The following is a 22,516-nucleotide window of genomic DNA, read 5'->3' as shown; positions in this document are numbered from 1 at the left end:
GATTATTAATGCCACAGCTTAACCTAGCACTCTTTCAAGCGCGCCCGGCGTTTCGTTCCGCGGACGAAGCTCTTTCAGATCTCGATCTGGCATTGGCTCGCGCCGCCGCAAACGGTGCCAATATGCTCGTCACGCCAGAGTTGTATTTCTCCGGATACGGCAGCGCCGATGCTGTCAGGGCCGCGGCCCAAGCCCAAGGATCGCCATCCTTTCAAGCTGTTGCAAAGCTTGCGGCTCGGCATGGTGTAGGGCTGGTTCTGGGCTACCCCGAAATGAGCGGCGGCGCGCTCTATAACAGTGCCGCTGTTTTCGACGGTCACGGGCGTTTCAAGAGCAACTATCGCAAGGTCGCCTTACCAAACGACTTCGAACGCGATTGCTTCAACCCCGGCAAGGGACCGGATGTTTTCGAATTCCAAGGCATTCGTTGTTCTGTGCTGATCTGCTACGACATCGAATTCCCTGAACTGGCGCGGCGAGCCGCGCTATTGGGCACCGAATTGCTGTTGGTTCCTACCGCTCTCCGGGCAAAGTGGCGGTTTGTCTCGGATGCCATAGTTCCGTCCCGAGCCTATGAAAACGCAATGTTCATCGGATATTGCGACTATGCGGCTGACGAAACCAATTCGCAATTCAGTGGAGCAAGTACAATCTGTGCCCCAGATGGCCAGCACCTTTGCCGCGCCGCTGGCCCCGAAGATCTGATCCTAGCAACAATTGACACTGCAGCGGCTCAGTGCCGCAAGTCTGATTTTGATTTTCTTAGGGACATCAAGCGCTTTGACATCGAAGCTTGGCCTATTGCCCGGATCGCCTGAAACTCCGGTATTGTCGCAAGGTTTTGGGTTCCTTGGTATCCCAGAATATGTGAGCATTGTCAGTGGGTTGGTAAAAGGCGGTTGACGTGATCGATTTCAAGGGCGTGCATTATCCGAGGTCGGTGATCCTGCATGCGGTGTTCTTCGATGTTCGTTACGCAGTTTCCTACCGGGACCTTGAAGAGATCCTTGCGGAGCGCGGCGTCGCGGTTGACCACGCCACGCTTAACCGACGGGTGGTGAAACTCGCGCCACTCATTGCCGATCGGGCCCAGGCGAGAAAGCGCACGACAGCCAAATCCTGGCGAATTGATGAAACCTACATCAAGGTGAAAGGGCGCTGGACTTACCTCTACCGTGCCGTAGACCGCGATGGCCAAACGCTTGATCTTATGCTGTCCGAGCGCCGGGACCTGGCTGGCGCACGGCGCTTCTTCAAATGGGCGATCGGCATCAACGGCGTACCCGACCGGGTCGTCATCGACAAGAGCGGCGCAAACCTGGCCGGCCTGCAGGCGGTAAACGTGATCCTGAAATGCACCGGCGAAGGCCGCACGGTCGAGATCCGACAGGTCAAATACTTGAACAATATTCTTGAGCAGGACCATCGCTTCATCAAGCGGATCACCGCCCCGATGATGGGCTTCAAGGCGTTCCACTCGGCCGCCGCAACCATTGCTGGCGTCGAGGCCGTTCACATGATCCGCAAGGGTCAAATCGCGGCTAACGGCGCTTCGGCGTTCCAGATCTTTGCGGAGCTGGCAGCATAATCATGTCCGCTGGAAGCCTGTTTGCAGCCATCAGAAAAATTTGCGACAGAGCTGGATTATCCGGATCAGGGCTCTAGCCGGATTTTCCTTTCGGTCGTGGAGGCCAGCCGCGGAGAGTGTCGAAACTCAGCGGGCTGAGCGCCATAGGGCCGGTCGAGGGCTCCTTGCGCCTCCCCATCCATAAATGGCGAGAACCGTCTGCGCCGCGTGCAAATCGCCAGCCCCGCGTTACGCGTGCGCCGCCATGGGGCACTTCGGCCTCATCGATGTAGAAAGGGCGGTCGGGCGTCAGCAGGACGCCTTTCGCGCGCGGTGGGTCCTGATCCACGGCGTCACGTATCTGCCCACGGCGCAGCGTGATCTCGTCGTTCTGATCGGTCAATCTGACCGGCACGAGCGGGAACCAGTGGTCGGGCACGTCCGTGCCCAGAACGTAGCTCCAGTCTCCCTCGTACTCGGGGTCTTTGCCGGACTGCGGGACCGGGTAACTCGCTTCGATTACCCGGCCCGAGGGGCGCAGACTGCGCCGCTCAATGGCCCAGGCAAGGTTGGCGATTTCGTCGCGCCGGAAATGCACCTCCTCGACCGGCGCGCTGCGCTCCGCGCTGACGATGATCGGCGGAATGAGCAACAGCGGAGAGGTGCCCTCGGCGTCGTTGTCGCCCTCCGGCGCACGGTGCTCGAAGGCGCGCCAGACCCGGCGTCCCTCCTTGGCATCGTTGACCACCGTGGACTCGATCCCGTGCCAGCCGGGATCGAAGTTGTCGCGCACCCGCACCCGCGCGACACGGGCCACATGGCCCCGAGGCAGCCGCACCGGCATCACGAACCAATCGTCACCGGCCACCGCGGCATAGGCGCCGAGGATCGCCCGGTTCAGGTCGGCCGCACCGCCCTGTAGGTCGCCGAAATAGACCTCGCCTTCCTCAAGTTCCCAGAACCGTGCCGCCGGCTGGCCCGGAAAGCGCAGCGGCGAGACGAGTCCGCGCACCTCAACGGTTTTGGATGCGCCGATTTCCTTTGGCTGTCGGGCCAGGTCGAACCGGCTCCCAGTCGAGCCGCCCGCCGGTATGTTCAGGCGCCGCGAGCACGATCTGGGCCTCCGGCTCCTCGCTGCTGCCGATCCCCAGCGCAAAGACGTATTCTTGCCGGCGCGACCGCCAGGTCGTGGGCGCGCCGTCAGGGGCGGTCGCGGCGAAAACCGCCTCGGTCCGGGCCCAGTTCCACACGGCGGCCTCGCTGTCGGCGCGCTTTCCGCGCGGAACGGCCCGCAGAAATGGCAGCTTGCCAGGGTCATAGTCCTCGTCCAGCACGTGGGCCAGCAACTCGCGCGGGTCGAAGGCGCGGCGCGCCAGCAGGCGCAGACGGATCTGGCCAAGGCGGTCGTCGGCGTCGCTGCGCAGCCAGCCGGGGGGAAGCTCGTATTCTTTCTTTAGATTCTCGGTGAGATCGAGGCCGATGGCGGCGAGACGTTGGAGCAGCCGCAGGCTGGCCTGCATATGGTCCCATGGCGTCAGACACAGCGCCGCAGGCTCTGCCTCGACCATCGGCTCGATCGGCCCGGTGCCGGGGGTGAATGCGGTAGTCGAGGGTTCCTTGGCATTGTCGCGCCGCACCTGCGTGATCGGGTAGATGTCGATCGCCACGTCCACCGCCACGGGACTGGCGGCATCCTCGCCCTTGAACTCGCCCACCTGCCATTGCCGGGCCAGATACCACAACGGATCGGCCACCCGCGCGGCGAGCCCCTCGGTCAGTTCGGGGTCAACGGTGCTGGCCTCGATGCGGATGCTTGGCCTCATGTCGCGCCCTCCATGGGGTCGGAGGGCAGCCGCCCGTCGGTCTGGGCAAAGGCGGCGGGCAGGTAGTGACCCAGTTCAGCCAACCTGTCGGGCCCTACCACGCGCATCTTCATCTGGTCCACAGTGTCGAGGAGCTGCGAGTGCAGTTCCGTCACCAGCTTTTCGGGATCGCGCTCGTCGAGCATGGACAACAGAATGACCTGCGGCGCTCGGGCGCTCGGCGAGTCAAAATGATAGGCCAGCGCGGCCTGCTGATCAGTCGCAGGGATGACCTCGGTCCAGCTTCCCGAGACGAACCCGGTCACCGAGCGCCCGTCCGCCAGCCGTCTGTGCCCTTCGGTGACGTAGAGCGCGACCCGCGGACCGTCGTCGCCATCGGGCAAGCCGGTGGCCGCCCATGGCTCGTTGGCGAAATGCGGCAACTGCACGGCGCCGCTGTCACGTATGATCGGCTCGGGCGCGACACTGCCGACAAGGTCCGACAGGTCTGCCAGCGCGGCAGCCCCCGGCGTCACCTTGGCGATTTGGGCGAACCAGACCGGCCCGTCGATCGCAACGGCCGCGGCCAGCGTGCTGGAGGCAGCCGAGGCGAGGACCGGGTCGGTGGCATCGAGATCGAGCGGCGTCAACACCGGGACGATCTTGCCCATCGCCTGAGCCAATTGCGCGGCGGGACCGTTGGCATTGTCTCGAACGGCCGCGGCATGGGCCTCGGTGGAGGCGATCAGCGCGCGGCGCAGGTCATTGTCACCCGGCGCGTCGGCGAGATTGAGTGCGCCCACAACCCCCACCGCTGCCAGCTCAGCGGCGAGATACAGTACCTCTTCCCGGGTTTCGGCTTCCCTGAGCGCTTTGGCCCGGCCCAGGACATGCTTCAGCAACGTGTCGACACGATCGGTCAGGGCCTTGGTGTCCTCGGTCGCCGGCGGGGGTGGGGTCTCGGTGCTGTCGGGCGGGATCTGGTCGGCTACGCTGAGATCGGCGGGGGTGAGGGGCCGGGCGCTGTCGAGAGCGGCGCGCAGAGCATCAAGCAGCACGCCGAAGCTGTCGACATCGAGAGCCGCGCCCTGCGCCGCCGTGCCGAGGTCCAGCACGAGTTTGTCGGCCTCTTTCCCATCGGACCGCAGCCGGGCCCGGGCCAGCAGCACTCGCTCCAACCGGCTGCCGGACTGGCTGGCGCCACGCTGCGCCAGACCGAGCGCGTCCATCGGGCTGGCGAGCACCTCTGACAACAGGATCGAGCCCGCGGGCTTCGTACTGCCGTTCTTCTGCTCCAGCACGATCCGGCAGCCGACCTCATTCAGGTCCGGAAGCTGCGCCCGGAGCCACGCGGCCATAGCCGGTTCGCAATGCTCCGCGGTGCTCTCCAGCTTGGCCGCCGGCGGCGGGCAGATGGTGATCACCCGGTGGGTGATGGGCCGGCCCTCCTGGGGCGAGGCGGTCACGGTGATCGGCGGCACCGCGCCGTCCTCGTCGCCGAGCAAGTTGGCGACCGAGCCGGCCTGCGCGTCCTTGCCCTGCGCGAGACTGTGCACGCTCTCAGCGAGCAACAGGTCTGCCACCGCGTCGAGATCTTGGGCGAGCCGACGACAGATGCGCCGCAACTGCCGCCTTTGCGGCTGGTCGATGCCGTCGATCAGGGAGTCGATTTCCGCTCGCACCGCGTCCTCGGCCTCCGTCCGCCCGGCGGAATAGACCCGGGCCAGCAGGTATCCATCGGTCAGGTTTCGCTTCGGCGCCGGCAGGTCCTTGGCGCTGTTGGTCAGATCGCGAAATTCGTCGATGTGGCGATCCAGCGGACCATCGGCGTCATGTACGTAGCGTTCGAACCGGGCGCCGAGAATATCGGCGAGGTCCTGTCCGTTGCGCACCCCATCGAGGATCCAGCGGCTGCCGCGCACCCGGTCCGATGTCAGGTCCACCGAAAGTGGCGCGGTGCCTTCGGACGTCCCGTAGCCCGACCAGCCCGAGCGCAGCACGCCGAGGCTCGTGGCGTGGGTCATAGACGGGGTCAGCATGTAGCCCTGCGAAGGTATGTCTTCGCTGGTCGCAAAATCCAGCAGCCAGCCGTATCCGCCTGTCATCACGCCGCGGGGCGTCTTGGAGCGGGTCTCGGCCAGCCGGCGCGCCGCGAAAGATGTGGTCCATGCATCGAGCCGGTTCATGAAGGTCGAAAGGCTCTCGCGCTGGCGCAACTGCAGCGCGGCCACCATCGCTTGCATCTCGGGATCATCGGCCGGACGGCCCTTCATGGCGGCAAGGCCGGCCTGCAGGAGCTTCAGCTGGTTCGAGAAGTCGTCCGCGTCGGCGTTCTGCACCAGAAGGTAGCCCTGGTGCACCAGGATCTCTAGGAGAGAGGCATCCGAATTGAGCAGCCATTGCCGGTCGTTCCGGTCATTGGGCTTCTCCAGTCGCGAAAGGATATCGTCGATCAGTTCGATCAGCCTTCCCAGCGTGCCGTCCATCGTGACCTCCACGGTGATCGGCTTGCTCTGCGAGTCGAAGAGGTAGTGGGCGTGCGGCAGGAGCGGCTCGGGTTTGGTCACGCTCATCCCTGGCGGTAAGCTGATCCCGCCACGGCCGGACCAGTCCGCCACCAGCGACGGCATGGCATCCGTGGCCTCGGCATACTCCGACAGGCGCGGGCCGATCTCACGATCGTAGATCTCTAGCGTTTCGGCATGCACCGAGGGGTGCGTGTATCCCGCCCCGAGCCAGTCTCGGAATTCCGCCCCCGCGGCCACCTGCGCAGCCATGCTCGGGGCCACGGGATCCGAAACGTAGTAGTTCGAGATGCCGGTGATCTCGGCCTGGAATTCGCGGATATTGCGGGACCAGTCCTGCGAGTGGGGCTGGCCGGCATCGCGGCAGATGAGCCAGATGTCGTCGATGGCGTCGGAAATAGCCTCGGCATCACCGCCGATATGCGGGCCTTCGCCTCCGCGTTGGTGCAGGTTCTGCGGATGCGGCACAGCGCCGAGCACCTCCAGTAGGGTCTCGACGGTCTGCAGCGGATAGCGCGCCGGCTGGCCATCGGTGGCGTCAGGGTCGAGATGAGCCAGCGGCCGGGCGCGCCGCCAGTAGGTGGCAAGTGCATTGAGAAAACTCACGAGCTCCTGGTCTGGCTGGGGCACCGTCTCGGGCATGAGCGCATTCTGGATCGGCAAGACGCCGTAGGGCTGATCGCCCACTCTGAGGCTCGGTAGGGGGCCTGCGCCGCGGACCCAGTCAATGTGGTGGCGGGCCACCTTGCGCCAAGTCGCCGTGCTGTTGTTCGGACCGTATTCCGCCAGCACCCAGTTCACAGCACATTCGCCGAGGCCGGAGCCGATGGCTCCGTTCATCACCGAGGCCTGCGCCCCTTCGAGCAGGTTGGCGTTCGCCATGCGATCGAAGAAACAGGCGAAGGTCATCCCGAAGGCCAGCGCCAACGCATCGGCGGCCGGAAGTTTCAGAAGGGCGGCGGGCCCCACATCGAGCAGCGCCGCGCGGGTGGCCGCGGCAATGGGCCGACGTTGGGCATCCTGTGCAAAGAGGCGGTCGATATCGGGGGCGGACTCGCTGGCGTGGCCGGTGCGCGCTCCTTCGGTGTTGTTAGTGGGCGTGCCCTGCGGCAGTACGTCGGCCCCGTCGGTGTACCAATGGGCCCGCAACTGGTTGTCGAGCGCTTCGGCCTGTTTCAGCGCGCCGTCATCGCGGGCCCCGGCCACCACGATTGCGCTGAAGCGGGGCCGGGTGCCTTCGAGCGCGATCTCGAAGGCCATGCCGACCTTCTTGGCCCGCTCGAAATCCACCATCCAGCGCAGGTTCTGCTGCTTGAGGAACTCATCGACGTGATCGTCGCCGTCGTCCTCTCCCTCGTCGCGAACCTTTTCGTCGACGCTGCCGAGGCTCGGGGCCATGGCAAGATGCTCGGCCACCGGTTCCTCGCACTCGCCCTTGTACAGCACCGACATGCCGAGGTCATAGACGCGATAGGTCCAGCGCTTTGGCAGCAGCGCGGCCATGACCGGGCCCGCCCCCTCGATGGTGTCGAAGTCGGGGTACTTGGGCTTGTCCTTTTCGCCCTGGTTATAGGGCATGGTCTTGTTGGCGACCCAGACGGCGCGATGCGCCCCGACGATGCCGGCCAGTTTCCGGCGTAGCACCGTGATGGCACCTGTGTCGCCCTCCTTGGCTTCCCAGATGCCGGTCCAGTAGGCCTCTCCGGCGGCTTTCTCGACGTCAGTCAGGCCCTCTTCGTGGGCATCGGCATGGATCGCGTCGGGGAAGATCCGCACCTTGAGCGCATCACCCATAACCCGCGCCTCCAATCGCACCGGCAGGAGCGCCAGCGGCACGCTGGTGTCGAGCTCTCTAAAGCCTTCGGTCATCCGCCGCCTCCAAGCAAATCCAACGCCCGGCAAATCCAGCGCACTGGTTGTTGCAGGGTGATCCGCGCCATATGCGCACCGTTGAGACCCCAGGTTGCCTCGCCTCCAAGGGCGCTGTTGGAGGCGAACTGGGTTTCGGCCAGAACCGAGAGATGCGGGCCGCTCTGGTTCTGCAGATCGTGCCAAGACAGTTCCGAATAGGTCATCAGTGTTCCGCTCCCATTGCGTTCGGCATCGAGGCCGAAGCGCGGCTCGAAGGCCGGCTCCTCGATCACGACAAGCCACTCGCTGCCCGGGGCAGTGACTGCGTCGCGGTTGCTGACGTCGAAGCCAAAATAGGCTGTGTCGGGCGGCAACCGACCCGAGAAACTGGGCGCCATTGGCTCGGATTTGGCCGGATCACTCAGTAGGAACCGGGCCGAGGGGAACTGGCGCAGCACATCGCCGCGCACCACCAGAACGAGGCTGCTGCCGGCCATGCGCCCCATCCGTGCCAGGTCGCCCTTGAGGCCCCAGCCCGCGATCGGGTCGATGTCATGACTGGTGGGGTCCGGGCGCGGCCAGAAGCGCCGGAAGGCGGTGTGGCGCATGTCGGCGGGAAACTCGCGCCAGAGCAGCTCACGGCTCATCTCGTGGTTGGCCCCGACCAGGAGCGCGGCGACGAAGGCGGCATCGGTTTCCACCAGCAGCACCGAGTTTTCCCGCAGGGTCTCGATGCCGGGTAGAAGCAGCGAGGGCGAGATAGCCTGCAGGGTCGTGGCGAGCGCCTCGGCATAGACCGGGCCGGTGCGCACCATGCTAGGTACGGCATCGGCCGCATCACCGGCCAGAAGGCCCGCCAGCGCCGGAACCCGCAATTCGGCCTGCCGTCGCGCCGTGCGCGCGGGGGCCAACGTGGTTTGAAGCGACCCTTTCAGCCTTTCCAGATCGACCTTTGGGCCGCCGGGGCCGACTGGACCGCCGGGGCGCGTACGCATCCCGTCAGGCCACCGCGGCTTGTGTAGGCGCATCTGCTCACGGGTATCAGCGGTCTTGAGCTGGTCGGCCAGCATGCCGCGCCACTGCTCGCGCCCCTCGACCGGTTCGTCGCCGGGAAACCGGATGCGCCGGGTCGGCGCGGTCAGGGTCTTTTGCACCACGTTGGAGGGCCGCAGGGTCCGGGCCATGGCCGCCGAGACCGCGCCGTTGGGCACTGTGCTAGCCCGCAGGCTGGCCTTGACTGCGTGGCCCAACTCGTTGCGCTGGAATGATAATTGCGCCGATAGAACGCCGAGCGCCTGGGCCGGGTCGAGTTGAAAGGCCTTGGCCTTCAGACGCTCCGACACGCTGCGCCGCAGTAGCGTGCGGCTCAGGATGCGATTGGCCTCGCGCACCTCGCCCACCTGGTCCCAGGCCTGTGCCACCAGCCGTTCCTGGTGTCGGCGCACGATCGCCACACCGATGCCCGCCGCCGCCCGCCAATGGGCCAGCAGGTTCAACTCGCGCAGCCAGCCGGTTTGCGGCATGCCGAGCTTGGCGTCATCGATCGGCAAACTGCCGTAGTACGGCGCCGTAACGATGGGATCACTGCTGTAGCGGCCGATCTCCTGCCGGTCGATGCCGGACAGCAGCAATTTCTCCACGTCCGCGGCGAAGACCGCCCCGGCGGTTCCGGGATCCTTCGGCGTGGTGCCCACCGCCCGCAGCGCGCCGACGAAATCGGTGCGCACCGGCAGCAGGTCTTCGTCGAACGGCTCGACCATGCCCGGCCGGCTCATGTCCATCGGGTGCAACCCGTAGATGCCCTCGCCATCGGGCGCGGGCCGCAGGCGTTCTACCAGCGCCTCAAAGGAGCCGGTCTCGCCGGTTGCAAAGGTCCATGTGTCGTAGGTCTTGAGCGTGACCATGCCGGCGCCCGCGGTCCAGGCCGGGGCGATCGCGTCGGGCGCCTCCTCGGTTGCGGCGGAGTACCAAGCGTTGACGAGTGCTGCGCGGTAGCGCTTACTGGCCTCCAACCGGCGCGGGCAGATCAGCCGGGCAATGACCTGACCGGTCGCGTTTGCCGCCGCGCTGGTGGCCTCTGCCGGGGGAACGGCGCTCTGGATATGCGCCCAGGCCCAGGATTCGGTCAGGTCCGGCAGATCGTCGGCATCCACGGTCAGTTCCTGCGGTGAATCGGGACTGGCCGCCGAGAGCGTGCCGCGCTCGACCGGGAAACAGACCAGCACCAGCCAGGGCCGCAACCTGCCCGTCGAGCCCGAGGCGGCCGTGGTCTCGTCGGCCCGATAGGGGCTCGCCAACCAGGGCAGGTCCGGCGCAAGCAGCTCAATATGCGGGAAGTAGTCGTATTCGGCATCCGTCACATTGGGCGAGGGATAGCGTCGCGTGATCATCTGGGTGTCGATCTGCGTGACGTGATGCGGCGGACGCAACGACAGCGTGGCCGAGGCCGTCAGGTTGTTTACACTGATCGATCCGGTGATGGTATCGGGTTCGTCCAGCGGCCCCACCGTTTCGGGTTCTGACGTGGGAAGCCCGAGGCCGAGGCCCGAGCGCATCCAGGGCAGAAAATGCAGGGTTCCGGTCATGCCACTTCCTCCCAGACGCTGGCCACCGACACCACACGCAGGTTTCTCTGGCCCGACGAAGCGGAGAGGGCCGCGCCCTGGCTCGCTGGTTGGCCCTGCAGGACCGAGGCGTCAGCAATGCCATTAACCTCGGCGACCACGGAGAAGGCCACCGGTTGAACCTGGAACTGCGGCGCGGCCGGGGCCACGGCGGCGTTCAGGGCCTGCGCCGCGGCGCCGCCGCCGACCAGCGCATCGGTCACCACCGCGTGGGACAGGATGCGCGGCTCCGCCTTCTCGCACCAGCTTTCCTCGTAATCCATCGAGCCCTCGGTGCAGAGCGTGTCGGGATGGGCCGTGGTCTCCAGCTGGCTACCACCGAAGGAGACCCCGGCGCACATCTCTTCGAACGAGGCCCGCGAAAGCTTCTCGGCCTGTCCCATCTGTTCGTACTGGGCCGGGGCGAACCAGTCCTGTTCTTCCTTGTAGCTCAGGTCGAGCCCGCTGAGGCTGGCCGAGGTAATCTCGAGCATCTCGTCGCCCGCTTCGGGCAATCCCTGACCCACCACCTCGATCAACCGGTTCAGCGGGGCCACGCCTTGTGTCACGCGAACCTGCCGGTCGGGGCGCACCCAAATCCGGCCGCTCTCCGCGACGGGGGCGAGATCAACGAAGACAAGGGCCGCGGGTATCCCGCTTTCGACCGCCACCTCCTCCCAGGCCGAGGGGGAGGAAAGCGCGTCGATGACATCCTGATGCAGGGGAACGCGCGGCTTGCTGCCGGGGCCTGCCTGGCCGCCGACCTCAACATTGAACTTCACCTTGATGCCGAAGAACTTGAACTCGGCCCGACCGGTGCAATACCAAGGTTCCGGCCCTTCGATCCGGGCGAAAAGCAGGACGCCAAGAAGCTCCTTGTCGCCCGAGTAGACACCGACGCTTGCCCTGATTTCTGCAATGATCGCAAAAGGTTCGAAGCGGATCAGCACGTCAAACCCTAGTTCGCCACGGGCGTAATAGGTCTTGCCTAGGATCTTCTTCGACATCTCCAGCGCAACGGCCGAGCCGAATTGAACGGTGTTGGAGGTAACCGCAAAATAACAGGTGAGCGTCAGGCTGACATTGCTGGCGATCGCCACCGAGGCCGTCATCCGTCGCAGGTCATGCAGCGGGGCGGGCACCAGCGCTGGCGGTTCGAAACCGGGGTGATAGCCGCCCACGCTCATCAGGAAGTAGGGCTGTCCCTTGGTGGCGAGGAACAGTCCCATGTCGCCTGACAGCTCGATCGTCGCCAGAAGGCGGCTGTCATAAAGCGAGGCCGTCATGAAGAGCGTGCCAGCCGGGATATCGATCTCGCCGATCAGATCAAGCCTCAGGCTCAGCAGCGGCGCATCGGGATCGGGCAGCAGCGCCGCGATGGAGCCCAGAAGTGCGATCTTGCCCTCGGGCAGGCTGATGACCACGCCCAGTTGCGCGGTGATCAGCGTCTTGGGAGCACCCCATCCCAGCTCGACGATGGGGCCGAAAACCGTGTTGCCCGGCAGGATCGGGAAGTATTCGTCGATCATGCCGATCAGTTCGGCGGCGTCGTTGACCGGATCGTCGGGGAAAAGCAGCGAATCCACCACGCCAGATTTCAGGCCCGCGGCGATGGCGAAGGTGTCGATGCCGCGGTTGATCGCCACGAGGCCGCCGACGCCGCTGAGGGTGAAGCCAAAGCCGAGCGGGATCGCCGGAAACTCGAGCGTCAGGACCGCGAAGAAGGCCCAGCCGTCATCCTGCCCCGGCAGTTGCGTGTCGATTACGGTGATGGCCGAGATGCCCACCGAGATGATCTGGATCGAGACGGCACCGGCATATCGCCCGATCTCGTGATCGATCATGATCAGGCCGCCGCCCGTGACCGCCGGCAGGTTGACCGAGAGCCCCAGGGTTTCGGGCAGGTCGAGCCCGAAGGACAGGTGCGCCTGGCCCATGTTGCCGCCGCCGGGTGGGAAGGTGATCTCGGATTTCAGGCCGATGCCTTCCACGGTCGCAGCGAATTCGGTGAGCGTGAAATCGATGTCACCGCTGATCCCGAGCGCGATACCCGGTGCGCCGTCGGCCTCGCCTTCGATTTCGACGCCGAGCAGGATGTCGCGGAACACGAAGGCCCCGTTTGCCAGCGAGATCTCGTTGGCCAGGGTAATCTCCAAACCTGCGCTGCCGCTGACCGACAGCCCCGAGACGTTGGACCACGCCAGCCCGAGATCGAATGGAATGGCCAGTTCGAGCGGCAGGATTTTAGCCACCGCGGAGCCGAAATCGCTGGTCGAGATGCCGACCTCGCTGTCCCGCACCACAGCCTCGAGCCGCAGCTCCGGCTGCTCGCCGACGCTCACGGCGACATCGGCGCCGATCTCCAGCCGCCCGAGGGTCAGCCCGGTTCGGTTCAGCCCCAGCACGAGATCGAGCTGACGCGTGGCCAGCAGGCTGAAATCGAGTGCCACGTCCGGGTCGAAGCTCACGCCTGAGGGCGTCAGCTCGATGGCCTCGTCATCTGTGTCGAGATTGGCCGCGATCGACAGGTCCCACCCCAATACTTCCGCCGCGAAACCTGCCCCGCCGCTCGGCCAGATCGCAAGGCCCGGGCCCGATCCGCCGGCGGGCAAGTTTTCGCTGGCTGCGATGGCCTCGACATCGACGACCAGCACCGCACCGGGCACGCCGGGCCGGCTCGGCAGGGTCAGCTCGAAACTGGGCCTCACGAGGTCGGCCGCCGCCTGCCGCGGGTCGGGCTGCGCCGCACGCGGCATGACATGGGGCTGGTAGCCGCGGGGCGCCAAGAGTGGCCCTAGGACTACAAGCACCGCGACCATCGTCGCCTGAACCTGTTCCGGCTCGTTCCAGCCATGAGGCGCAAGGCGACCGAGCAGGTATCCGCCGGGGTCCTGCAGAATGGTCGGAAAGACCGAGAGCTGCACCCGGCGCTGCCGGCCGGGCAGGCGCTTGAGCCATCCCATGGTCATCTCGGGAACCTCGACCTGGCTCGTCAGGCCGATGAGTTCCGTGGCCGCCACGAGATCGGCCTTAGATTGCAGCCACGAGACCGCGAGGTGGTGCAGTAGGTCCTCGGTCAGCGCAGCCACCGCATCGGCGGTGGGCGGCGGGCCGTTGTCGAGCTCGGCCAGCGTTTGGCCTAGGCCCCTGAGGTTCTCGATCAGGTCCGTGATCTGCTGCAGCCGGTCGATCGCCTCCTGGAAATCATCTGGGATCGGATCCTCGAGGAAGGTCTCCACGGTGCCCACGACATCGTCGATCACTTCGATTACGGCCTGTGCCTGCACCTCTACGGTGACGGTCCAGCCGCAACCGCGCAACAACCGGCGCAGCTCGACCAGCGGCTCGCGGCCATAGGCGATGTTGGTCAGCGGGCGTAGCAGGCGGTGCAGCTCTTCGCCGACCAGAACGGCAAGGTTCATCGACATGGGAGCCCCCCATGCCTGCGGCCGGGGCGTCTGGCTGCCTGGTCACGGTCCGGCATTGCCACCTCCCAGCGCCCCGATGGGCTCGGTCGTGCCGTCGAAGCTTCCTTCGTGCCGCGTAGCCATCCAGTCCATCCGCGGGTGTTTCAGGCCGGTGACCTCGCCTATATCGGGCTGGGTGACCTTGCTGCTCAGGAGCGGGCCAGGTGGCTTGGTGACCATGCCGGGATGGGAGGGATCGGGGTAGAACAGCATGTGATGTAGCGCGCCCGGCCCAGCAGGAGTGTTGATGAACCGCACCAGCCCCACATTCGCGCTGCCGACGATATGGGTCTCCTGAATATTGGCGTAGCGCATCTTAGGCTCGTTTTTGCCCTCCAGCGAATAGCGGTAGCGCGCACCGTAGAGCGCGAGGCGCCCGAAGCCCTGCGTGTCCGACAGCGATCGGGTGCGGATGTGATAGCCGTAGGAGGCATCGATGCCCATCTGGCGGTAGGCGTCGAAGGCGAGTCGGTTGAGTACGTCGCGGCCATAGAGCCGGTGCCCGAAGACGGCCTTCTTGGGGTCGTTTACGGCAGCGACGAGATCTCGGTACAGGCGCACCATGCTCCACAGGCTTTCATCCTTGAACGCGATGAGCGCGTTCTTGGGCGCCTTCGACAGATAGTTGTAGGCCTGTTGCGAATAGTGCTGCGGGTTTCCGGCGACCTGCCCGAGCGCCCGGACGGGAGGTTGCAGGAACCACCGCACCTGCCAATTGAGATAGTCCTCCGGCGTGCGCACGGCGAGAAGCTCGGCGCGCATCAGTTGCAGGTCGTCGAGATGGTATTCCTGCGCGGTCTTTGAGATGGTGTCCTCTATCTCGGCATCGAGCCATTCCAAGAACAGCGCCTCGCTGTTGCTCAGTGGCTGGTCGCCGTTCACGGTCTTCCAGTAGCCCCAGCCGTCGCGCAGGATCTCGGCGCCGTTGAACTGGGCGATGTCCTCGTCGGGGCTCTCGTCGAAGACCAGGTACCCAAAGGTTCCCAGTTTCTTGGTCACGCCATCGCTGTTCTTGGAGGCCGAAGAGCAAAACTGCACATAGGTGGTGTCCACGTCCATTCGGTCGATGGTGACCTGGTTGACGCTGGAGAACCCGTAATGCACGTCGCCCGACAGCACGATAGCTCGTTTGAGGTCCTTGGCTGCGATCATCAGGTTGTCGAAGCCCACGGGGTTCGCGGACCAAGCTTCGAAATCGTATTCTTCAGCCGCGGGTAGCCCGTCGATCGTGCCCTTGGCGACCGCCGCGCGCTGCAACTGTTCGACCTTGTTGACCCCGAAGATCGGCGCCGAGGCGAGGATTACGGTTTCCTTCTGCGGCGCAAGTGTTGTGATGGGCTCGGTCACCATCCAGGTCAGCGCACCCTCCGAGATCAGCTCGGCGGCCATGTAGCCGCTGCCGTCGCGGAAGAGCCGCTCGGAGGACTCATGGGCGTTCATCGCGCCCTGGGCCGCGGTAAGCGCGGCGATCGCGGCGACACGCCCGGCCTGGATCGCGGCCAGATCGGTGACCGTGGGTTGCAGGTAGAACTGTTGCTGCGAGGTGGGGTTCAGCGTGGAGAGCAGATCGGTAAGGTCCGCGCCCACATTGATCGCCTTGCGCAGCGACCGGACGGCGGAGACCTCGCTGCCAGCAGAGAGGCGATCCACGTAATGACCGAGCGCGGCCATCGGCTTTGAGACATCCTGGTTTGCGATCGTCAGCTTTGCGACCTCTTTCAGGATGGCGGCCGCCCGTAGCCAGTACCCCTTGTCATCGGTCATCGCTGGCCGGGTGGTGTAGCGCGCATCCGCGGTGGCATTGACCTCGGCAAAATAAGTGTCCATGGCATCGGACACCTGCTGCAGGGCCGGGGATTGCGCGCCGGTGACAAAGGTCAGGATCGAGGCACCGAACCTCGCAGATCGCGTGGCGAAGGTCTCCACTTCGGCGGGCGGATTTTCGAGGTAGGTCGCCTGCAGCACGTCGGCGAGGTTCTGCATGATCAGGCCAAGCTGCACGCAGGGCTGGTTGGTCCGACCGGTCCAGACCTGGGCGTAGGTCTCCAGCACGCCGGCAGTGGCATCCCGCGCCATCAGCGTGGTGGTTGGAATGTTCACGCCGGGGATAGGGTTGGTGTTGGCATCTGTCGGAAAGCGGCGCCAAGTCCGACTGTCCAGCGCGATCAGGCGATGACTGTCGAATTCTATGGCGTAGTCCCAGCGGAAGGATTTGAACGCCGCACGATTCTCAGGCGTGCCGGTCACGGGGATCAGCCCGGTGCTGGCATCAGGCGCATCGCCGATGCGCAACAGATCGTCAGCGGCGCGGGTTTCGGAATGCGGCGCCCAAGTATAGGCCAACCACTCGTCTTGCGTGCCCGGCGGCGGGGTGCCGCCCCCGGTTCCTGCCCACCACAGGGTGCCGCGGATGATGTCGGGGTCCACATGGGGCCCGGCCAAGGGGGGCGATAGTGGGTGCGGGGTCTGTCCCCCGGGCCGCCAGAGGTGCAGTAGGCGAGCGCCGATGCTGATGCCGTCGGCCTCCCAGTTGTCGAAACTGCTGGCCGGGCTCGCGACATGGTTCTGCCAGCCGGCGAAATCCTCGGGCACGTTGCCCCAGTGCTGGAAGATCGCGTAGGCCGAGAGCCCGTTGCGCAGGATTCTCGGACCGACATGGGCGCCCCAGAAATTCTCGGGCGGCACGGTGCCATTCGGACCGGGGATGGTGGGTCCGGGCATAGGCGCACTGGCACTGATCGGGTCGTAGCCCAAGAGCCGTTCTGCCACGTCGCGGGTGACGAACCAGTCGTCGGTGATCTCGTGATCATCGAACATCGTGTAGGTGGGCGTGTTCGCCAGCACGCGCCGCACATAGACGGCTGTGCTGCCGTATTGGATCGCCGGCTCGCGTGTCTTGGTGAAGATCTCATTGCGCGCTTTTTCGTTGTCGGATGCAGCCTTGAGTTGATCGCGCGCTTTGCCCGCAGCGTAATCCAGCAGCGCCGTGATCGGCGTGGCGCGCCGCACGCCCTGTTCCACCGGCTGCGTCGCCTGGCGCTGCGGCAGACGCGCGTTGATCCACTCGGCCATCTCCAGAAGACCGATTGCCTCTGAAATCGGTAGGCGGGGCTTGGCCTCGCGCAGGGTCACCTTGCTTTCGTCGGGCGTGCGCGGCCAGAGTGCGGGCGACCACGCCATCATGTACATCGTCACCCATTCGGCAAAGCGCAGAAGGTGGCTCTGGTCATAGTCGGATTTCAGGTCCTTCGCCGGTTCCTTGACGCCGCTTAGCACAAGGTAGCGCGATCGCCAGCCCGGCTGGACCAGAAAGCCGTTCACACCCTCGTTGATGCCCGGTAGTGCCTCGTGCCAGCCAAAAAGCTCTTCGGAGACGCTGATGATCGTGTCCAGCAGGGCGGGGGCGACATCATCGGCATAGATCTGATCCCCGGTAAGGATCAGCTGGTGGGGACGTTCCGTCAGCTCCGTCGGTGGAAACTGCGGGCCAGAGATGGTGTTGCCTGCGTAATCCTTGAATTGCAGGTTTGTCTCGGCATCCTCGATTTCGCGTTCCTGGATCGCACGCGCGATGATCTCGTCGAGGATCGGTACCGCGTCGGGTTCGTACCCGCTATCAGGGTTGCCATGAGGCTTGCGACACGAGGCCTGCGCGATACGAAGCTGCAGGGGGTTGTCGGGCGGGGTCACAAAGCTCGGCAGCAGGTTCTGAGCATAGCCGAGGGGGGCGTGGCTTTCGAGCGTGACGTTTCCCGAGAAATCCGGATTCCCCAGCAGGCCCAGATCGTTCAGTCGGCGATAAGACAGTGGCCCCGTGCTACCAAGGTCGCGCAGTTGCACGTCGTAGCTGTAGACATTCTCTGCGCCGGGGTTGGGCAGATCCACTTCCAAAAGCCCCACATAGAGGTTCAAGCCCAATTGGTGCAATTCCACCTGGTCCGCCTCTGAACCGTCGTTCAGCGCGGTATAGGCGTGAAAGCCCTCTCGGATCAGGATCTGGGCGGAGCAGCGTTCCTTGGTTGCAATGAAGATATGCGCTTTTGTCCGCGTGACTTTACGGACAAACGGCCCGAGCAAAAGAAGCGGCCATTCGGTTGACGGTCGTAGCGTGAACGGAGGCGGGTCATCATTGGGCACATCAAAAAAGCCGTAAAAAAGCGCAAAAAAAGGGCATGTTCCCGAAAAAGTCTTGATCGAAAACACTAAAAAATTTGATTAAGTGTAAGGGACACGGCCCGTTTTGTCAATTCCGTCTACTTCGTAGACGATCGTGCGCCCGAAGTCGGGCAGCGGTCCGGTGTCGGTCCCCCGCGACAGATGCGACCCGCTCCCGCCCATTGAACGGTATTGCCGCAAACTTTCTACTTTCGGAGCGCGCATGATAGTTCAGCGTTGTCAGGGAGCTGGTAAGAGGCGGTTGGCGTGATAGAGTTCAAAGGTGTTCACTATCCGAAATCGGTGATCGGCGCCATCGGAAGGTTTGTTCGTAGAACCACGCTAAGGAGGAACTTTCAGCGAACACCTTCAGGTTCCCCAGTCTCTGGCTGGCCTGATGTTCAGGGGGCGCGCAATTTTGCGGTCTGCGGCTCCAGAATGCCAATCGAAGTCGCCGGATAGGATGACGTGCTCCCACCCGAGGGGCGATGTGTGGGCAAGCAGTTTGACGTCGTAGAGCGAGCTGGTCTGCACGAGGTAGCTGGCGGCCTTGTCCATGTAGATTGTATTCCAGAACGTGATGGCGGCGATGACGAGGTTGAGCGCCATGGCCCGCTTCGGCATTGCCAAGTTGTTTGTGTCTGCGGTAGGCGGTAGAGCTCTGGCATGCTCATCCCGTCTTGCATGCCGCTCCTGAAGGGCTTTCGTTTTCCACATGAGGTAGTGGCCTATCTGCCGCAACGCGCGCGCTTGTTGCGCAGAAGGTCGACTGGTGGGGCCTCAAATCGGATATAGTGATCGAGACCCTGCGGTTGACCCACAGTACAACCGGTCAGCTTGCGGAGACCGACATTCGCAACCGATTGCCGTCTGAACAGCTACTGAAAAGGGTGGCGCCGGCGCAGATTGATGCAGCCTTCGCGGCACCAACAACCTTGAAAGTCGCAGATCGGCTCGCTGAAATCGCCCAGAAAATGACGATCGGTCAGCCAGACCTGACCCTCGATGCTGTGCATGGAGTGGGTGAGGTTCGAACCTATCTGAACCAAATTCTCAACGAGCTGAACGCGTGGCGAACAGGGGAACTTGCATGGGATGAAGTGACATCGAGCGCCGTATTCTATGGGCCACTAGGGACCGGTAAAACAACGCTCGCGAGCGCCTTTGCGGGCTCTGCTGGTATCCCGATTATCTCCACGTCCTACGCGGATTGCCAGAAGCATGGCCATCAGGGGGACATGCTAGCCGCGTTGGACAAGGCCTTCGCCAACGCAAAAAATGCCGCTCCGGCTGTGTTGTTCATCGACGAGCTGGACAGCTTCACGCAACGAGACACTCCGGAGTTTAACTCAATCTATATGCGCGGCGTCGTCAATGGCTTGCTCGAACAGATCAACCGCGCGAAGGATGTTGAGGGGCTGATCCTGCTTGGGGCGACAAATTCGTTGGAAGCCGTTGATCCCGCAGTCATTCGCAGCGGTCGGTTCGATCTCAAACTGCATGTGCCGCTTCCTGACAAGAAGGGGATTGAGGCAATTCTGACATCAAAGATTGGCAGTACCAACGTTGGGGGGCTGGATCTGTGTTCGATAGCAGACCAGCTGCTTGGGCAATCGGGTGCAGTTGCGGACGCGGTTGTTCGTGATGCCCTTGGGCGTGCGCGGGCAGATGCCGTTCCAGTCAACCAAGCGCATCTAGAGGCTGCGGCCGACAGGATTGCGCCAAAGCCTGAAATTGAAACTCTGCGTAGGGCTGCAATACACGAGGCCGGACATGTGGTTGCTATGACGCAACTTGGGTGGTCCTTGCCAAAACGTGTGTGTCTGACCGGCGAGGGGGGGAAAGTTGAGCACGAACCGTTTAGCTTCATGACGCCCTCTAAGGCTCGAGAACGATTGGTCGTCCTCTTGGCGGGAAGGGCGTCGGAAATATGTGTGCTTGGCGCACCAAGCTCGGGCGCTGGTATTGGTGATGAAAGTGATTTGGCTAAAGCGACGTCTATAGCCATGTCCATAGAACGACAGTGGGGCTTTGGGGAAACAGGGCTGCTCTGGGACGCAAAAGCGGCAACAGATATCTGGAGCGTACCCGGGTATGTGAGGCGGCGTGCAGAACAGCATCTGATGGAAGCTAAGCGCAACGCTCTTGCCTTGATGAAAGAACACAAGGCAAAGCTCATAACGTTAGCAAAGCATCTCCTGCGCGTCAGGGATATGACCGCGCGTGATGTCGAGCTTTTTAACTATTACCATGCTTCGCAAGGCTCTGCACGAATGTCTTTGGGGTGAAAGCGCTGCGCATAGGGAAGGAAATGTCATGAACCTATTCTGCCCGGCCCTTACAGTGCAGACACTCACGCATCGAAGCGCGCGCTCAACAAAAAGGCGAAGAGGTGGTCGCGGAAATTTGGACCAGCCGTTAAGGTGGAGCGTATGGTGAAAGAGACGATCCGAAATGAGGAAACGAAAAAAACATTCGCCAGAGTTCAAAGCTAAGCTTGGCCCCCGGGTCTCTTGCCTCGGGAACAATCATCACGTCTGGTGGATATATGTTCCGGGTGCCCGCTCCAGCGCGGGATAGGCCGGGTCTGCGCCGGGCGTGCGCGCAGGCACGGCCCCGCTGCTTTGACGGGCCAGCCAGCCTGCCCATTCCGGCCACCATGACCCAGGGCGCGGCTCATGCCCTGCAAGCCAGGTGTCGGGATCGCGGTAAAGCGCCAGTTCTGGCCGATGGCCGATCCGATAATGCCGCCCCCGATGCCCCGGCTCTGACAGGATGCCGCTGTTGTGCCCGCCTTTGGTCAACAGAAAATGCAGATCACAATCGGTAAACAGGGCTGTCTTGTAGACGGACCGCCACGGCGCGATATGATCGGTCTCGGTGCCGATGACAAAGAGCGGCACTGAAATATCCTTGAGCGCGATGACCTTGCCGTCCACGGCAAACCGGCCTGCCGAAATGCGGTTCTCCAGAAAAATCCCGCGCAGGTATTCCGAATGCATCCGGGCGGGCATTCGTGTCGTGTCATTGACCCAGACCGTTACATCTGTGGGCAAATCCGACTCTCCCAGGAAATAACGCCGCACCGCGCGCGACCAGATCAGATCCTCAGACCGGATCGCTGCAAAGGCGCCTGACATCTGTGGCCGGTCCAGATAGCCCTGCGACCACATCAGATCCTCCAGGAATGCGACCTGACTTTCGTCGAGAAACAACAGCAATTCGCCCGCTTCGGCGAAATCCACCTGGGCCGCCATCAATGTGACCGACGCCAGCCGGTCATCGCCGTCGCGCGCCATCGCCGCCGCCGCGATGGCCAGCAGCGTGCCGCCAAGACAATAGCCATTGGCATGCACCTTTTGTCCCGGCGCGATCCCGTTGATGACCTCAAGCGCCTGCATGATCCCCTGCTTGCGATACGCCTCAAGGGACAGCTCGGCATCGTCCGCGCCCGGATTGTGCCAGGAAATGCAGAACACCGTATAGCCTTGCCCAACCAACCACCGCACCAGAGAGTTCTCGGGCGAAAGATCGAGAATATAGTATTTCATGATCCAGGCTGGCACGATGAGCACCGGTTCGGCCTGCACCTTTGCCGTGGTCGGTGTATACTGGATCAATTCCATGAGGTCATTGCGATAGACCACAACCCCCGGTGTGCTGGCCAGAACCTCGCCTAGCGCGAACGCCTCTGGCACCGGCCGATGTTCCTGCGCCAGAATGTGACGGGCGTCATCGGCATAATGCGCAGCCCCGTCGATCAGGTTGCGCCCCCCGCTCGCCAGCGTCTTGTCCAGAATTTCCGGATTGCCCAGCGGAAAATTCGACGGCGACACGGTATCGAGAAGCTGCCGCATCAAAAAGCCGGTCCGATCCGCGTTCTGCCGGCGCAATCCGCGCAATTCCGAGGTGGCCGCATGCCACCAATCCTGCGTCGCCAGAAACCCCTGTTGCCAAAGAGCATAGGGCGGCTTGTCCCAGCCTTGATGCGACCAGCGGGTGTCATAACGCCCCGGCTTGAACGGCTTGTCCGCGGTCTGGCCAAACATCTGCGCGGCGGTGAAATGCATCAGCTTCAACGCGTTTGACTGCGCCCGTTCCATCAGCTCCAGTTGCCGCCCCGGCGCGCGGCCCAGATGCATCGCCCAATCGCTCCACGCGTCGATCATCGCATGTGGCGACAACCCGCCGGTAAACCGGGCGAGGCTCGCCATGGCGGCACGGTCCAGCGCTGCATGGGGGTGCGGGTCGCGTTTGTCAGCGGACGGCGCTTGGGCAGGTGTTTGCACCGAGGGTGCCACCACGGACAGGGGCTTTGCCGCCGCCGTCTTTGGCAACGGGGTTTCGCGAAGGGTTGGTTTGCGGGCCATGCTGCACTGCTCTCCTTGGATCTGAGGGGGCCAACCCCGCCTCTGCGGTCGTCTGATCCGCGTCTTTGACGGTCCAGCGCAAAAGACCCGGACAACTCGTAAGGCACACAAGACACGCCCGCCGCCCGGAGGTCAGGGCGAAGAACCATTCCGCGACAGAGTATCCTCCGGATTTC

Annotated in this window: 10 protein-coding genes and 1 pseudogene; 3 read left to right on the top strand and 8 right to left on the bottom strand. The window is 63.8% G+C overall.

The genetic code is table 11. From position 1 onward, the window contains the following. Positions 1 to 8 precede the first annotated feature (8 nt). Positions 9 to 818: a nitrilase-related carbon-nitrogen hydrolase gene (locus tag ROSMUC_RS14270; protein ID WP_037274498.1), complete on the top strand. Its 810-nt coding sequence runs from the start codon at positions 9 to 11 to the stop codon at positions 816 to 818. 86 nt (positions 819 to 904) lie between these two features. Next, on the top strand, positions 905 to 1,588 hold the full coding sequence (locus ROSMUC_RS14265; protein ID WP_037274496.1) for an IS6 family transposase: 684 nt from the start codon (positions 905 to 907) through the stop codon (positions 1,586 to 1,588). Between the two features lie 73 nt (positions 1,589 to 1,661). Here the strand turns inward: ROSMUC_RS14265 and ROSMUC_RS14260 are convergent, their stop codons facing one another. The 7 genes and pseudogenes from ROSMUC_RS14260 to ROSMUC_RS14230 form a co-directional block, all read right to left on the bottom strand. Beyond that, entirely contained in the window at positions 1,662 to 2,579 is a 918-nt protein-coding gene (locus ROSMUC_RS14260) for a hypothetical protein (protein ID WP_037274493.1), read from the bottom strand. A gap of 1 nt (position 2,580) precedes the next feature. Beyond that, a complete protein-coding gene (locus ROSMUC_RS14255) occupies positions 2,581 to 3,390 on the bottom strand; it encodes a hypothetical protein (protein WP_037274490.1) in 810 nt (269 codons plus the stop codon). After that, positions 3,387 to 7,763: a hypothetical protein gene (locus ROSMUC_RS14250; protein WP_037274487.1), complete on the bottom strand. Its 4,377-nt coding sequence runs from the start codon at positions 7,761 to 7,763 to the stop codon at positions 3,387 to 3,389. The genes ROSMUC_RS14255 and ROSMUC_RS14250 overlap by 4 nt, the downstream gene beginning before the upstream one ends. Beyond that, complete coding sequence (locus ROSMUC_RS14245) at positions 7,760 to 10,330, bottom strand: hypothetical protein (RefSeq protein WP_037274476.1); 2,571 nt, start codon at positions 10,328 to 10,330, stop codon at positions 7,760 to 7,762. Before ROSMUC_RS14245 ends, ROSMUC_RS14250 begins: the two co-directional genes overlap by 4 nt. Then, on the bottom strand, positions 10,327 to 13,776 hold the full coding sequence (locus ROSMUC_RS14240) for a DUF6603 domain-containing protein (RefSeq protein WP_102105971.1): 3,450 nt from the start codon (positions 13,774 to 13,776) through the stop codon (positions 10,327 to 10,329). Before ROSMUC_RS14240 ends, ROSMUC_RS14245 begins: the two co-directional genes overlap by 4 nt. 42 nt (positions 13,777 to 13,818) lie before the next feature. Further along, positions 13,819 to 18,018 carry a metallophosphoesterase family protein gene (locus ROSMUC_RS14235; RefSeq protein WP_037274470.1) on the bottom strand — a complete coding sequence of 1,400 codons (4,200 nt, stop codon included), beginning with the start codon at positions 18,016 to 18,018 and terminating at the stop codon, positions 13,819 to 13,821. A gap of 321 nt (positions 18,019 to 18,339) precedes the next feature. Then, a pseudogene (locus ROSMUC_RS14230) lies at positions 18,340 to 18,597 on the bottom strand (Tn3 family transposase); the annotation flags it as partial. A 167-nt stretch (positions 18,598 to 18,764) separates the two neighbouring features. On the opposite strand from ROSMUC_RS14230, the gene ROSMUC_RS14225 reads away from it, so the two are divergent. Beyond that, positions 18,765 to 20,258, top strand: coding sequence for an AAA family ATPase (locus ROSMUC_RS14225; RefSeq protein ID WP_102105970.1), 1,494 nt, complete (start codon positions 18,765 to 18,767; stop codon positions 20,256 to 20,258). Positions 20,259 to 20,501: 243 nt separating this feature from the next. On the opposite strand, the gene ROSMUC_RS14220 is transcribed toward ROSMUC_RS14225, so the two are convergent. Then, on the bottom strand, positions 20,502 to 22,340 hold the full coding sequence (locus ROSMUC_RS14220) for a PHA/PHB synthase family protein (protein WP_037274465.1): 1,839 nt from the start codon (positions 22,338 to 22,340) through the stop codon (positions 20,502 to 20,504). Between the last annotated feature and the right edge of the window lie 176 nt (positions 22,341 to 22,516).

It is taken from the genome of Roseovarius mucosus DSM 17069 (genome assembly GCF_000768555.3).
Classification (GTDB): domain Bacteria; phylum Pseudomonadota; class Alphaproteobacteria; order Rhodobacterales; family Rhodobacteraceae; genus Roseovarius; species Roseovarius mucosus.
This window is presented reverse-complemented; position numbering and strand designations above follow the sequence as displayed.